We start from the raw sequence: 14604 nt of genomic DNA, 5'->3' as shown, positions 1-14604 counted from the left end.
CGGCGGATTGGTCTGATAGGCAGAGGTATGTCGGTAGTTGAAATGACTGTGGCGGAGTCCAAAGCTGCCCACACGGTTTTCGGTGAACGTCTGGGCCTGGCGGAGCGCTACGTTGCGCATCTGGCCACTTCAGGGATCGAACGGGGTTTGCTGGGCCCTCGGGAAGTCCCGAGATTGTGGAACCGGCACGTCCTCAACTGCGCCGTCGTCGCCAACCTGATAGGGCGCGACGCCGCGGTCGCGGATGTCGGAAGCGGGGCCGGCCTGCCTGGACTGACGTTCGCGTTGGCGCGACCGGACTTGCGTTTGACCCTGATCGAGCCGTTGGAACGAAGGGTTGTCTGGCTCAACGAGGTCATTGAGGATCTCGCGCTCGACAACGTCACGGTGCTGCGGACGCGGGCAGAGCTGGCGGGGGACGACGTCACAGCTGACGTCGTGACGTCTCGAGCGGTGTCGGCACTCGACAAGCTCGCCCGCCTCTCAATTCCACTGTTGCATGGCACGGGCGAAATGCTGGCAATCAAGGGCCGCAGCGCAGCTGACGAGGTCCAGAAGGCCGAAAAGGTCATCAGGAAGCTCGGCGGCCGAAAAACAGAGGTCTTGACCGTCGGGGATGATCTCTTGGAAGAGCCGACGACGGTAGTCCGCATCCGTGTTGATGCGTGACCTATTCCCCCACACACCCATGCAACGCCCCGGGAATCCGGCCGCGCAACGATAGGCTAGGAGAGGCCGGTGGCGGACAGTGAAAGCGGGCGGAATCCAAGTGGCGATCAACAACACGGTGTCGGGTTTCACCGGGACCGAAGCCGAAGGGTCGTCGCGACGCGGAGTGGCTGAACAACCGAATACGGTTGCGCTTATCCCCCATAGCGGTCCTGTTTCACGTGAAACTTCCCCTGGGAACGAGGCTGAGATAGCCAACTCCGACATGAAGATAGAGGCTACGGTTTCAAACGTTATGGATTCGATTGACGAAAGCACACCGCTCGCCCAGGAATTGGCGAGCGAAAACCGCAGGCGTGAGAGGCTGAAGGCCAAAGAGCTTCCCAGGCCCGCCCAGACCAGGGTGTTGACAGTCAGCAACCAAAAGGGCGGGGTCGGCAAAACCACGACAACGGTCAATATCGCTGCTGCCCTTGCTACGGCCGGCCTGAACGTCCTGGTCATCGATATCGACCCGCAGGGCAATGCGTCAACGGCGCTCGGGGTCGAGCACCACGCTGACGTCGACAGCATCTACGACGTGCTGATCAACGATATGCCGCTCGGGGACGTGATTGCTCAATGCCCCGATATAGCCCATCTCATCGTCGCACCCGCCACGATTCACCTGGCCGGAGCCGAGATTGAATTGGTCTCGTTGGTGGCCCGTGAACAGCGCCTGCGCCGGGCCATCGAGGTTTACGCGCAGGAACGTGAGACGGCAGGACTACCCCGGCTGGATTATGTCTTTATCGACTGCCCGCCCAGCCTGGGACTGCTGACAGTTAACGCTTTCGTCGCCGCCCAAGAGGTACTGATTCCCATCCAGTGCGAGTACTACGCTTTGGAGGGGCTGAGCCAGCTCCTGAAGAACATCGAGATGATCCAGAAGCACCTCAACGCTGGATTGGTTGTTTCTACGATCTTGCTGACCATGTACGACGGACGAACAAACCTCGCAGCTCAGGTGGCAGCCGAAGTGCGGGAACATTTCCCGAACGAAGTCTTGAGTGCGGTCGTACCGCGCTCAGTTCGCATCTCGGAGGCTCCGAGTTACCAGCAGACGGTGATCACCTATGATCCGTCGTCCAGCGGGGCCCTTTCTTATCAGGAGGCCGCAGCCGAAATCGCCGAGCGCGGCAAGTAGCTGTGAAGCCGTACTGCAACGGTAGAATTACGCCTTAAGCGAGCATTTGCATGCTAGCTCGGCGCATGACGGAAGAGGGTCCAGATGAGTGAAAAACGTCGCGGCTTGGGAAGAGGCCTGGGCGCATTGATACCCAGTGCTCCGGCCCCAGAGGAGACCGAGTCAACCGAGGGGCAGGAAGCCTCCGTCAAACGTCGGACTCAGCGACCCGTAGACGTTTTCTTTCCCGCTTCCAGTCGGAGGGAAGAAGGGGACACCGCCGTCCTCACGACGCCTGACTCCGAGACCGTAACCGGATCGAGTGCCGCGCAGGTAGCTGAAGTGTTGCGGGCCCCGCGCAAGCTTGCGACCACTGGCAGCAAGAAGCCGGCGGCTAAGAAATCTGTGAAGGACGATTCTTCCCGGGCCGATGGCAATGGTGCTGCCGGCGAAACGCACCCTTCCGCTAAGGTGGCGGCAGATCCCGTCGGCGGGGACGGCGCCGGAGCTCCCTCGGCTCCTACAGAAGTATCTGTTCCACGTGAAACGACGGGCGCCGACCTGGTCGAGGTCCCCGGTGCCACCTTTGCCGAAGTCCTCGTTACCGCGATCCAGCCGAACCGCAAACAGCCTCGCACGGTCTTCGACGAGGAAGACATGGCGGAGCTGGTGCATTCGATCCGTGAGATCGGCGTCCTCCAGCCGATCGTTGTGCGTCCTTCCGATGACGGTGGCGCACAGTACGAGTTGGTTATGGGCGAACGCCGCTGGCGGGCCACCAAGGCTGCTGGCCTGGAAACGATTCCGGCGATCATCAGGTCCACCTCCGACGATGACCTGTTACGGGACGCCCTGCTTGAGAACCTGCACCGCAGCCAGCTGAATCCGCTGGAAGAGGCTGCGGCCTATCAGCAGTTGCTTGATGATTTCGGTTGCACGCATGATGAGCTTGCGGATCGGATCGGTCGGTCAAGGCCACAGGTGTCCAACACTTTGCGGTTGATGAAGCTCCCTCCGCTGGTGCAGCGGCGGGTTGCTGCCGGCGTGTTGAGCGCTGGTCATGCGCGCGCCCTCTTGGGACTCACTGATCCTGGAGAAATGGAGAAGCTGGCGCAAAAGATTGTCGCCGAGGGCCTTTCCGTTCGTGCGACCGAGGAAATCGTTTCCCTGAGCGACGGCGTGCGACGGCCCAAACGCGAAAGCAAGCCGCGGGAGGGAGCTCGGCACGAGAGGCTAGACTATCTGGCTAGTTCCCTGTCGGACCGCCTGGACACCAGCGTTAAGATCACCCTGGGTGCCAAGAAGGGCCGCGTCAGCATCGAGTTTGCCAGCGTCGATGACCTGAACCGCATCATGGACGTGCTGAACCCGGCGACGCCCTAGCCTTCGTTCCACGTGAAACATGGGCTCCGTTCCGCAAGGACGGAGCCCATTGCTTTGGTGAGATCCAAGGGCATCTGGAAACCGACCGCCAGGCGTCTAGCTAAGGCAAGCACGAGGGAATGGCCGCGCTTAGCCGTGGCGGACCAATCCTGCCAGGAGGCTTGAACTAGGCCGGACCGGCTTCTTGCAGCGGCACTAGTGACGTGGAAGTTAGTGGGAAGGGCAGGGGAGCGCCTAGTCCGCTTTCCCACCTAGGGGCTGGGATCGTCGCTTAAGTGCAATTGTTCCCGGGTGCGACGCTCGTCGTGACGCAGTGCCGGACGCCGGCGCCGTCTCGGGTGTTCCCGGCGGAGGCCTTTCGCGGTGGTTCCATGACCGGAGCCGTGTCATTGGGCTGATTCGATGCAAGGTGTTTCACGTGAAACTGAGGCGCGACGTGGAGCCACGATACCTGGGCTCTTCCGGGCTTCGGGGGGTGAAGATTCACCAGGACGCACAACTTTGCTGCACATGATCATGTGCCTCTGTCCCACAGGGTGTCTCGGATGGCTGGATCCCTCATCTCTAAACCCGTAAGGGCGCCAAATTTCTGCACACACAGCTCCTTGTCGGTTGCAGGTAAGACAGGGATCTCGCAGAGCCTATGGGCACGTATTGATCCGACGCTGGGAGATGTGCATTCAGGACACGCGGCTGGTAGTTCTGTAATGTAGCGGCAAGGCCGCTTCCGTGCAGGATGGCCGTCACTGTGTGGCCTCTATCGCTCGCTTCAAAGGATGACGTTCGTATCGGACCGTCCCCGGCAGCAGAATAACCTGCGGCGGACCGATGTGTTTCACGTGAAACTCGAGACCCGGGCGCAAGTGCATGACCTGAGTGCCCCCAGTTCCGGCCTCGCATGAACCGGGTGGCTGCCCCCTCTGGCCGTTACTACTGCCAATAGTGCGTGCCGCTTGAGGCCTAGGGTCCTTTGTTTCGCTGGCCAGCCCTGTGAGGAAACGCGCGCAGGGCTGGCGGTGTTCCTAGTGCGAAGACGATACCCTCCAGGACACGCACGTATGAAATGCAGGCAGTGGGCAGCGGCCTGCACTTCATGGGTCTGACCTTTCGGGCCAGACTTTGCGGGGGACCATCGCGCAGTGGGGGGACAGGGAGCCGCTACTCCTGAACGTGCTGCGGTAGGCGAGGCCCACCGGTTCTCTCAAGCGCCGGAGCGACGGAGCGAAGTGTTTAACGTGAAACTTGCACAGTAGTTCTACTCTTCTGGACGATGCGTAGCTGCCTACACCGGCCACGCCCGTCACTGCGGACCGCCTTCGTGGCGGTAGCGCATCGCTGCAAGCCGAGGAGCGCCGTCCCACAAGTAGGGGAGGGTCGGCACGCCATCTCTATCGCTGACCGGACGGGACCCAGGCGCTGCGTTAATCCGACAAGAGGAGCGGTTATGGGATCTATCTTTGCTCGCTCCCAGAGCTGGCTTGCGTGTTTTACGTGAATCTGGGGCTCGTAGAGCAAGAGCGCCAAGTGGAGCATCAAGGGCACGTAGTCCTCGTCTGCGCTTAGGAGACCGGTCGAGTGCCTGCTCCTGCTGGGGAGGCCGATTCGTGCGCACGGCGACAGGATCCACATGTTTGGCGGGCCTTGGGTGTTTGCGGGCTATGTGTTGGGCGAGGCAAGGATCCACAGCTAGCTTCGACTCATACCCCGGACGTTAGCCGCAGGCAACACCAGTGGACAGGCGCAACGCCCACCGACTGATCCTGCCGGAAGCCTCCGCATGGAGCTCCCCCTTTCTTGTTGGGGAGCTCTGTGTTTGCGACGCATAAACAGTGGCCAGCTGCCGCGGCAGCATTCGTCCGAGTTGCGGCTGGCACGTGGCATTGCATGCTGTGGGGCTTCTGGTCCAAGGAGTGAGCCCGTATGTTTCACGTGGAACGACCCAAACTGGCTTTAGACGTCCAAACCCGACTCCCGAGGCCACAACGTGCCGGTGCCGATCGGATGAGACGTGGGGTTCCACGTGAAACACTCAGGACTCCCGGCGCCTCAACAGCCGCCGGACCCGATCGGGCTCAGGATGGGGCCGGCCCACCAGGCGCTGATATGGAGGACAGTCGTGTCGCGACGGAAGCTCCGTTGACCGACGGTGCTGAACAGCAGGTTGGCAGAGGCGGACCGGCAGAAACCGAGAGATCGAGCGAGCACCCCCCTTGGGGATGAAGGGATCGATCTCTACGTGTGCTGCCAAAAGCGTTGGCGTCGCGTTAGACCGGGAGTGGCGATCCCGCTGCTCAAATACGCGTGCGGAGGCCCCCAGCTAGGAATCCTCGCAGCGGCACCGCTTGGCTGGCCGACGCACTCTCTTACAGCGCGGCTTTCGTGCTGACGCGAACGATATGGTTTGCGCGGATTCTTTCCCAGATTCGTTCTCGGCTGCTTCAGTCGAGCGTTCCCTCTCAATGTCACAAGAGATGATCTGCCGGTCCACTAAAAGGGGGGGCCGGGGTGCCGCTTCTTGCCGCACTTAGATGTAAACAACAGCCCAGGCCCTTGAGCAGGCATGTAGTCGCGACCCCAGTATCCACCCAGACCCGGACGGTGACCGGACGTGCTATTCATTGCAAGTGCGACAGTGATCTAGAAACGTAATCGGTCCTTCGGTGTCGAGGTTTCACGTGGAACTGTGCGGGAGCCGAGCCCGGCTCGGCCGGCGCGGTCGTCTCTTGACTGAAGGACTGTTCGGACAAGAGGAGGTCGGCTTGGACCTGGGGAAATGTCGAGAGTGCTTGTACTCGGAAATGCTGAGAGATTCTGTACTCTCAAAGTTGTGGCCGGTGAGGCACGCACCTGGGCGCAGGGTTTCCACCGCCCGGCTATCAGGAGCGAGGCGCCAGGAAAGATGGAGGAGCAACGACGACTCGGACGCGCCCACGCGGACTTTCCATTTCTGGCCACACCAGAATTAACAGCGACAGGCGCAGATCCGGCAGGTGACGAACAGATCACTCTCGTTGATTCGTTGCCGGGCCGGCAACGGCGATGCGTTTGGATCATTTCAGACCGGTCGCATACGTGTGTTGGTTCGGCGGCGTGGCTCGCGGGGAGGGGGTTTCACGTGAAACGACCGACAAGGCAAAAGATGCCAGCGGATGTTCCCCGTAAAACCCAGGTGTTCCACGTAAAACCCAGGTGTGCAACGTAGATCGCCGGCGTTCCACGTGAAACAGGGGAGTGAGGCGCGCGGGAGTCAGGTCCCTGGGTTGAAGCGGAGGACGTCGTCGAGCGCCAACGTGCCTGTCGGCTCGTCGTCCTCTTCTAGTAGATACAGCCTCTGAATGGCGATGACAATGGAATCGGCCAAGACCTGCCGGTAAACAGGATCAGCGAGGCGACGGGAGTCGAACGGGCTGCTCAAATAACCGAGATCCAGTTGCACCGAGGGGGTGCTGGGCAGCCGCAGGATATCCCAGCTTCGACCGTGAATACCCAGGTTGGTAGACCCGGTGCGGGCCACGATCTCCTTCAGGATAAGTTCGCCGGCGCGGTGCCCAATGGGAGAACGGACTTCACCTGACTCAGGACGTCCCCAAAAGAACGCGCTGACGCCGTTGGCTGCCTCTTGCGGCAACCAGTCACAGTGAAGGGCAACGCTCAAGCTCGGAGAGGACCTCTTGATAAGCGAAGTGCGGTCCAAACCACCGCCTTTGGTTTCCTTGTCAACGATTTCCACGCTGGCACCGAGTTCGGTCAGGATCTTCTTCACTCGGCTGGCGACGTCTCCGGCGACGAGCTTCTCGGTCAGGCGGCTGCCGGAGGCAACGTCGGGGCTGTCTGCCCAGTGCGCATCGCCGGCGCCGGGGGCGAGGGCGATAGTCCGGCCGCGCAGTGCCGCAGAGGCTTGGTTGAGCCGTTCGTAATCCCGGAGCGAGAACGCCTGGCTCGGACTGATCGTCCTATTAATGCGTTCCATCGAGGCAGCCAGTTGTTGATCCGCGACGCCGGAAGGTTCGAGCCCCAGATTTAACTGCAGCTCGCGGACCGCGTGGTAGGTCCGTTCGCCATACTCGCCATCGATGTGACCGTAGTAGAAGCCGAGGAACGACAACTGGCGCTGCAGCTCGGTGACATCATCGCCACGAAGAGGCGACGCGTCCAGCGTGAATATCAGCGGACGATCCCCGAGCTTGAACTGTGCCTCCGCCAGGGCGCGCTCGGTTTCCTGATCGACCACGCCGTCGACCATCAGTCCCCGGTGCTGCTGGAAGGTGCGTACGGCCGCATCCACATGGTCGTCAAAGACCGTGGGGTTGTTTACTTGATCCGGCGCCAAATAGGCCATGGAAACGCCAGCGCGTAGTAGCCCTTCACGAAGGGCTACTACGCGTCGACTAATGTCTGAACGGCGCAGGCTCTGGTCTGCAGCGTCGTTTTCCATCTGGCTAGCTAAGGAATTCTGCGAATTCCTGCTCGATGACCTGCTTCGGCTTGGCGCCGATGGATGTCGCGGCCACCGCGCCGTCCTTGAAGACATAGACGGCTGGAATGGAAGTGATACCGTACTGGGCTGCGGTGGCGGGGTTGTCGTCCACGTTGAGCTTGACGACCTCTACCTTGTCGGAATGCTCAGCAGCGATGTCATCGAGAATCGGCGAGAGCATGCGGCAAGGACCGCACCACTCCGCCCAGAAATCGACGATCACGGGTTTGGCGGACTGCAGGACATCCGCGTCGAAAGTAGCGTCAGTGACATCTTTTGCGTTGCTCATGCTTTTCTCCTTTTACAACCGATTCAGACTGTTGCGGGTTCGGCGACGTCGGCCAGGGTGTCTGCGCGCTCGGCGAGATAGTGTTCCACATCGATGGCAGCCGCACAGCCGCTGCCCGAGGCGGTGATGGCCTGGCGGTAGGTGGGGTCAATAACGTCGCCGGCAGCGAAGACACCCGGCAGGGAGGTGCGGGACGACCGGCCCTCGACGGCGATCGTGCCCTCGGGCGTCAGTTCCAGCTGGTCCTTGACCAGGGAGACCCGGGGATCGTTGCCGATGGCGACGAACACGCCCGTTACCGGCAGCACCGACTCGGAACCGTCGACCGTGTTCTTGAGCTTCAGCGCGGTGACCTTGGTGTCGCCTTCAAGCCCGACGACTTCCGAGTTCCACACGAACTTGATCTTCTCGTGGGCCAGGGCACGGTCCTGCATGATCTTCGAGGCACGCAGGGTGTCCCGCCGGTGGACCACCGTGACAGACTCCGCGAACTTGGTCAGGAAGAGTGCTTCTTCCATCGCCGAGTCGCCGCCGCCGATGACGGCGATGTTCTGGCCCTTGAAGAAGAAACCGTCACAGGTTGCGCACCAGCTGACGCCGTGGCCGGCCAGGCGCTTTTCGTCCGGCAGCCCGAGTTCCCGGTAGGCGGAACCGGTGGAGATAATCACGGATCGGGCCAGGAAGGTTTCGCCCGAGCCGATGGTGACCTTCTTGACCGGACCTTCCAGTTCAAGGCTTGTGACGTCTTCAAACAGGATCTCGGTGCCGAAGCGTTCGGCCTGCTTCTGGAAGTTCTCCATCAGCTCGGGACCCAGGATGCCGTCAGGGAACCCGGGGTAGTTTTCCACGTCGGTGGTGTTCATCAGCTCGCCGCCTGCCTCTACGGAGCTGGCGATGAGCAGTGGGTTGAGATTGGCGCGCGCGGTGTAAACAGCTGCCGTGTAGCCGGCCGGACCGGACCCAACGATGATGACGTCGCGGACGGACGGTGTGGTATCTGTGCTCACTGCCTGCGAACCTCTTCCTCTGATGTTGATGTAACCCTAAGGCCGGCCACCCCAAAGGGGCGGTTAGCCCGGCACTTGTCTCAACGGCGGGTGCCCCCGGCTTATTCCGGCGAGCTTATTGCGCAGCCGCCCCTGAACGGGCTAGGAGACTTCGATCTCGGCCATGCGGATGCCGAACGGCATGCCGCCCATGGGGTTGGACAGCCTCGGCAACTGCGTGAAGTTGATCAGGACGTACTGCGCTTTGGGCGCGGCGCCATCCTGTTCAGGGACCGGAATAGTGGTCTTCTGTGCCGTGAAGCTTCCCTGCGCGACCTGGTCGGCACCGTCCAACGTGGGTTCATCGTTCAGGAGCACGGAGAAGTTTCCTCCGGTGCCGCTCAGTTGGGTCAACACCACCGAGCTGATGCTTGAGGACTCTTCCAGCTCGACAACCAGCGCCATGTTTCCGGCGTAGCCGCCGAACTGGTCCGACGCGTACTGGTAACTTGCCCAGTAAGTGGCGGGGTTGCCGTCGATGGCTTCGGGCAGTTTGCCGTCGTTCTCCACGTCGAGTTCCGGCAAGTCCGGAACCTGGCGGGTGAGGCCGGCGATGACCGGCTCGACGACTTCGTCGGCCGGAGCCGACGTTTCTTCTGCCGCGCCCGTCTCTGCCGGTTCGGCGGCCGCGGTTTCGTTTCCGCCCTGCGAGCCGTCGGCGACCGGGCCGCCGCGGAACAGATTCAGCTGGCTCACGGCCACCACGATCGCGATCACCAGCAAGACGGCGAGCAACCCGCCCACCAGCAACCTGGAAGACCTCGGGCTGTTGCGCTCTTCGTCGTCGTATTCGTCGTACTCGTAGTCATCGACCGCGGGTTCGCTGCTGGTGCGGGCGGCGGACGGGAACATGCCGGCCGACCGCACACCCGGCTTGTCGTCGTCGTCGCCGGGCCACAAGCTGACTTTGGGCTTGCCTGCCGGAGCCTGAGAGGCAGCCGGCCGGCCGGCCGCCGGAGCCTGCCGCGACACCGGCGCCGTGGCCGGGCTCGCGACCTGTGGGGCCGGGGGAGCGGAGGGCGGCGGCGGCACGATCGCCCCGGCAGATGCTGCGGCGGCCGCAGCTCCCGCAGCGGACCCGGCGCCTCGGGCCGGGGCCTCAGGACGGGCTCCGAACCGGGGCTTGGACGTCCCGTCGCCGCCGTTCCGACCCAATTTGGGCAGGTCAAGTTTGTTCAGCCTCTCGCGCAGGCTCTGGCGAGGCTCCTCGTCGTAGTCCTCATACTCGTATTCGTCCTCATACGGCTCCGGCTCCGTGGAACGGGCCTGGCCGAAGATCTCCGAACCGAGTGTGTCGGTGAAGAAGGGCTCTACATACGGCCCGTCCTGCTGAATGACTAGGTCCAGCAGGTCGGCCGCCTGGGCCTCGTTGGTCACCAAGTAGGTGAACCCGTCGGCATTGCCGAGGTCCAGCACCTGGACGTTGCCCGCCCGCTCGCCGGTGGCTATCTCGCGGGCGCTCATGGCGACCTGGCTGGCATTCTCCGGCGCTGCCACCAGGATGCTGACCGGCCGGTTGAGCACCTGGTCAATGCCGTCCAGGACCAGATCGTTCTCGGCGGACGCAAGCACTTGGGCAGTGACCTTGTAACGGCCACCAAGCAGCATGCCCACATCAACTGGCTGCGGCACTAGTTCCTCCCGGCGAAATGTCCTGGGCAGGTGCCCGTGACTGGATAATTTGGTTTCCATGCTATCCGCTGCCGGACCCGATACCCGCTTCTGTCAGGCGCGTCCGGGCAACCGTTTAAGTATCGGCCGCAGGAAGTCCTGCAGCTCCTCGACCCGAAGCACGCGCAGGAGCAGCAGGTACACAGCGGCCATGACCAGTCCGACGACGGCGATGGTCACCATGGCGGTGGCGATGGACTGCCATGCGAATCCGCCGTTGGCATAACCGCCGAACAGCCACAGGACCGCTGCGCCCACCAACCCGGAGCCCAGTCCGGCATAACCGAGCCGGATGTAGGTATCCACGACGCGGCCCGCGCCGTAGTCGCCCAGCCGGCGGCGGGCAAAGAAGTGGGCAAGGACCGCCGAGACCACGTGGAACACCGTGAACAGCAGCGCCAGCGCGTAGACCACCAAGGTGGGATCGATCAACCAGGCGATCAGCACGGCCAGGACCACCGACGCGCCGGAGCAGATCGCCTGCATGATCAACGGCGTTTTGGCGTCTTCCTCCGCATAGAACACCCGGCCCAGGAAGAAGTAGATGCTCATGAAGGGCATGCCGGCCGCGAGGATGGTCAGCACCTGGCCCATCGACGCGGCGGAGGCCGCCGCGGTGGGGCCCGACCCGGCAAACAAGCGGGCCAGCGGGCCGGCCAGCACCACCACGGAGGCGGCCCCGAAGACGGTGGCGACGCCGATGGTGCGCAGCCCCGAGTTCACGGTGTGCCGCACGTCGTCCACCGCCCCGATCGATTGCTGGCGGGACAACTGGTTGAACAGCACCGTGGCCACCGAGAGGACGAAGACCGAATGCGGCAGCATGGCGATCAGTTGGGCGGTATTCAGGGCGTACTCGCCGGGGACCGAGGCGCCGGGCCCTGCCAACTCGGCGCGCGCGGCCGTGGCGCCGGAGGCGATCGACCCGTAGAAGAGGTAGGCGGTGTTGGCGATGACCATGGTGGCCAGGCTCCACATGGCCACCTTTCCGGTGGCGGCGAAGCCCATGCCGCGCCAGCCGAGCTTGAGCTTGAGGCCCATCCCCAGCCGTCCCAGCGGCCACAACAGGATCAGCGCCTGCAGCACGATGCCCAGCGTGGTGCCGCCGGCCAGCACCATCGTCTGGGCGCTGGTCCAAAGCTCCGGGTTGTCCTTGCCGGGCAGATAGCGGCCGTACAGTGCGATGTACAGCGCCAGCGTGCCGATGGCGACGACGTTGTTCAGGGCGGGGGCCCACATGTACCAGCCGAACCGGCCGTGAGCGTTGAGCACCTGGCCCACCACGGCGTACAGCCCGTAGAAAAAGATCTGCGGCAGGCACCACACGGCGAAGACGGTGCCGAGTTCCAGCATGACCGGCGTCCAGCCGCGGGTCAGGGCGGAGATGATCGGCGCGGCCAGCAGCGTTGCCAGCAGCGCGATCCCGGCCAGCACCAGCAGCGTCAGGCTCAGCAGCCGGCTGACGAAGTCCGCCCCGCCGTCGCTCTTCTGGCTGGCCTTGATGATCTGCGGCACCAGCACCACGTTGAACACCCCGCCCGCCAGCAGCAGGTAGATGATGTTCGGGATGGTGTTGGCCTTCTCGAAGATGTCGCCCATCGTCGTGTTGGCGCCGATCGCGACCGCCAGCAAAGCGGTGCGGACAAACCCCAGAACGCGGGACACCATGGTCCCGGCCGCCATGATGGCACTGGACTTGGCTGTGCTGTGCTGCTGCACGGACGGGCTGGGGGAGGGGGTCTGGGTCTCGGACATCGTCCTCTATGTTCTCACCTGAAAACGGCCGGACCGCCAGATCCGGCCGGGGCTCAAAGGTGCCCGGGCAGGACTTCCCGGGCCAGGTCCACGATCCGCCGCTCGTTGGGGAAGGACAGCTTCCGGCCCAGCTCCGCCAGCGGAACCCAGGCCACGTCCACTGCCTCATGGTCCGGATCATTCTCGATGGTCAACAGGCCGCCGGTGGCCTCGAGCAGGAAGTGGTGCACGGTCTTGTGGACGCGGTGGCCGCTGACGGTGAACCAGTAATCGATGCTGCCCAGCGTGGCCAGCACGCGGCCCTTGATCCCTGTTTCTTCTTCGACTTCCCGGACGGCGGCCTCTTCATTGGTCTCCCGGCCCTCGGGGTGGCCCTTGGGCAGGCACCACTCGAGCCGGCCGCCGCGGTTGAAGCGCGCGATGATGGCCACGTTCAGGTCCGGGGTCGACGTATCGACCACCACACCGCCGGCTGAGATCTCCTCGACGGTGGGCAGGGAATGGTGTCCGGGCGCGGCGCTGCCCACTGACGCTGTCAGCGGGGTGCGCTTCGGGGCGCTCGGAACCGGGTGTGCCATGCAGTCCACTCTAACGATTTTTGTTAGGGGCCGATGATGCCGGGGCCGAGCCGCCGGGACTTTGTTAAACATCGCGCCCGGCATCTGGCACGCTTAAGTCACTATGGTTCACCTTTTTGGTTCGCAGTTCGCATCAGCACCCGGTTCCAACGTCCCGTCCCTGCCGTTGCCGGACGTCGTGATCGAACTGGGAGAACTGTTTGCGGCAGCGGGCCACGAACTCTCGCTGGTCGGCGGACCGGTGCGCGACCTGTTCCTCGGCCGGATCTCCCCGGACCTCGATTTCACGACCGACGCCGATCCGGATGCCACCATCGCCGTCGTCGGGAAGTGGGCGGACAAGTTCTGGGAGATCGGCCGCGATTTCGGGACCATCGGCCTGCGCAAGGGCCAGCACATGATCGAGGTGACCACCTACCGGGCCGAGGCCTACGACCCGGATTCCCGCAAGCCCGTGGTGGCGTTTGGGACGTCCCTGGAGGACGACCTGTTCCGCCGCGACTTCACCATGAATGCCATGGCGTTGCGGCTGCCGTCGCTGGAACTGGTGGATCCGCATGGCGGCGTCAAGGACCTCCACGCGGGCGTGCTGCGCACCCCGGGCGCGCCGTCGGCGTCGTTCTCTGATGACCCCCTTCGGATGATGCGTGCCGCGCGGTTCGCCTCCCAGCTCAACGTGGCTGTGGCACCCGAGGTGGAGGAGGCGATGACGGACATGGCCGCGCGGATCGAGATCATCTCCGCCGAACGCGTCCGCGACGAACTGACCAAGCTGATCAACGGCAAGGACCCGCGCGCCGGCGTGGACCTGCTGGTGGACACCGGCCTGGCGGACTACGTGCTGCCGGAGGTCGCGGCGCTGCGGCTGGAGATCGATGAGCACCACCGGCACAAGGACGTCTACCAGCACTCGCTCACCGTGTTGGAGCAGGCCTGTGCCTTGGAGACGGACGACGACGGCGCGGTGCCGGGCCCGGACTTCGTCCTGCGGTTCGCGGCCCTGATGCACGACGTCGGCAAGCCGGCTACTCGCCGGTTCGAACCCTCCGGCGCGGTCAGCTTCCGCCACCACGACGTGGTGGGCTCCAAGCTCACCGCCAAGCGGATGAAGAAGCTGCGTTTCGACAACGAGACCATCAAGGCCGTCTCCCGGCTGGTGGAACTGCACATGCGCTTCTACGGCTACGGGGAGGCCGGCTGGACGGATTCGGCCGTGCGCCGCTACGTCAACGACGCCGGACCGCTGCTGGAGCGGCTGCACCGGCTGACCCGCTCCGACGTGACCACGCGAAACAAGCGCAAGGCGGAGCGGCTCGCCTTCGCCTACGACGACCTGGAGCAGCGGATCGCCACGCTGAAGGAGCAGGAGCAAATGGACGCCGTCCGGCCGGACCTGGACGGCGCCCAGATCATGGCGCTGCTCGGAATCCGGCCCGGCCCGCTGGTCGGCCGCGCCTACAAATTCCTGCTGGAAGAGCGGCTGGAGAACGGCCCGGCGGCGCAGGAAGAGGCAGAAGCGAAACTGCTGGCCTGGTGGCGAACGCAGCCGGAATACGCGGAGCAGGCATAGC

The 14604-nt window shown here is 63.6% G+C and carries 10 protein-coding genes; 4 read left to right on the top strand and 6 right to left on the bottom strand.

Features of this window, described 5'->3' with window-relative positions; translation table 11 throughout:
* Positions 1-27 precede the first annotated feature (27 nt).
* The 3 genes from rsmG to AC5RUP_RS02540 all read left to right on the top strand — a co-directional run bounded on the left by rsmG (position 28) and on the right by AC5RUP_RS02540 (position 3217).
* The gene (gene rsmG / locus AC5RUP_RS02550) at positions 28-669 is read left to right on the top strand and encodes a 16S rRNA (guanine(527)-N(7))-methyltransferase RsmG (protein ID WP_494158247.1); all 642 of its coding nucleotides are present in this window, start codon (positions 28-30) and stop codon (positions 667-669) included.
* Positions 670-919: 250 nt separating this feature from the next.
* Complete coding sequence (locus tag AC5RUP_RS02545; RefSeq protein WP_494153613.1) at positions 920-1855, top strand: ParA family protein; 936 nt, start codon at positions 920-922, stop codon at positions 1853-1855.
* 84 nt (positions 1856-1939) lie between these two features.
* Complete coding sequence (locus AC5RUP_RS02540) at positions 1940-3217, top strand: ParB/RepB/Spo0J family partition protein (RefSeq protein ID WP_494153609.1); 1278 nt, start codon at positions 1940-1942, stop codon at positions 3215-3217.
* 3247 nt (positions 3218-6464) lie between these two features.
* Here the strand turns inward: AC5RUP_RS02540 and AC5RUP_RS02535 are convergent.
* The 6 genes from AC5RUP_RS02535 to AC5RUP_RS02510 form a co-directional block, all read right to left on the bottom strand.
* Complete coding sequence (locus AC5RUP_RS02535) at positions 6465-7652, bottom strand: N-acetylmuramoyl-L-alanine amidase (protein WP_494153608.1); 1188 nt, start codon at positions 7650-7652, stop codon at positions 6465-6467.
* 4 nt (positions 7653-7656) lie between these two features.
* Positions 7657-7983: a thioredoxin gene (trxA, locus tag AC5RUP_RS02530; RefSeq protein ID WP_494153607.1), complete on the bottom strand. Its 327-nt coding sequence runs from the start codon at positions 7981-7983 to the stop codon at positions 7657-7659.
* A 23-nt stretch (positions 7984-8006) separates the two neighbouring features.
* Positions 8007-8990 carry a thioredoxin-disulfide reductase gene (gene trxB / locus AC5RUP_RS02525; protein ID WP_494091525.1) on the bottom strand — a complete coding sequence of 328 codons (984 nt, stop codon included), beginning with the start codon at positions 8988-8990 and terminating at the stop codon, positions 8007-8009.
* A gap of 141 nt (positions 8991-9131) precedes the next feature.
* On the bottom strand, positions 9132-10661 hold the full coding sequence (locus tag AC5RUP_RS02520; protein WP_494158246.1) for an ABC transporter substrate-binding protein: 1530 nt from the start codon (positions 10659-10661) through the stop codon (positions 9132-9134).
* A gap of 93 nt (positions 10662-10754) precedes the next feature.
* A complete protein-coding gene (gene murJ / locus AC5RUP_RS02515) occupies positions 10755-12455 on the bottom strand; it encodes a murein biosynthesis integral membrane protein MurJ (protein ID WP_494154617.1) in 1701 nt (566 codons plus the stop codon).
* Between the two features lie 53 nt (positions 12456-12508).
* Positions 12509-13033, bottom strand: a complete 525-nt coding sequence (locus AC5RUP_RS02510; protein ID WP_493978228.1) for an NUDIX hydrolase — start codon at positions 13031-13033, stop codon at positions 12509-12511.
* A gap of 103 nt (positions 13034-13136) precedes the next feature.
* Here AC5RUP_RS02510 and AC5RUP_RS02505 point away from each other — a divergent pair, with 103 nt between their 5' ends.
* Positions 13137-14603: a CCA tRNA nucleotidyltransferase gene (locus AC5RUP_RS02505; RefSeq protein WP_494092821.1), complete on the top strand. Its 1467-nt coding sequence runs from the start codon at positions 13137-13139 to the stop codon at positions 14601-14603.
* Position 14604 lies beyond the last annotated feature (1 nt).

Source organism: Arthrobacter sp. Y3223151, assembly GCF_059091125.1.
This window is presented reverse-complemented; position numbering and strand designations above follow the sequence as displayed.

Coding starts and splice junctions, on each gene's coding strand:
- rsmG (WP_494158247.1), top strand. CDS start 28: ATGTCGGTAGTTGAAATGACTGTGGCGGAGTCCAAAGCTGCCCACACG.
- AC5RUP_RS02540 (WP_494153609.1), top strand. CDS start 1,940: ATGAGTGAAAAACGTCGCGGCTTGGGAAGAGGCCTGGGCGCATTGATA.
- AC5RUP_RS02535 (WP_494153608.1), bottom strand. CDS start 7,652: ATGGAAAACGACGCTGCAGACCAGAGCCTGCGCCGTTCAGACATTAGT.
- trxA (WP_494153607.1), bottom strand. CDS start 7,983: ATGAGCAACGCAAAAGATGTCACTGACGCTACTTTCGACGCGGATGTC.
- murJ (WP_494154617.1), bottom strand. CDS start 12,455: ATGTCCGAGACCCAGACCCCCTCCCCCAGCCCGTCCGTGCAGCAGCAC.
- AC5RUP_RS02510 (WP_493978228.1), bottom strand. CDS start 13,033: ATGGCACACCCGGTTCCGAGCGCCCCGAAGCGCACCCCGCTGACAGCG.
- AC5RUP_RS02505 (WP_494092821.1), top strand. CDS start 13,137: ATGGTTCACCTTTTTGGTTCGCAGTTCGCATCAGCACCCGGTTCCAAC.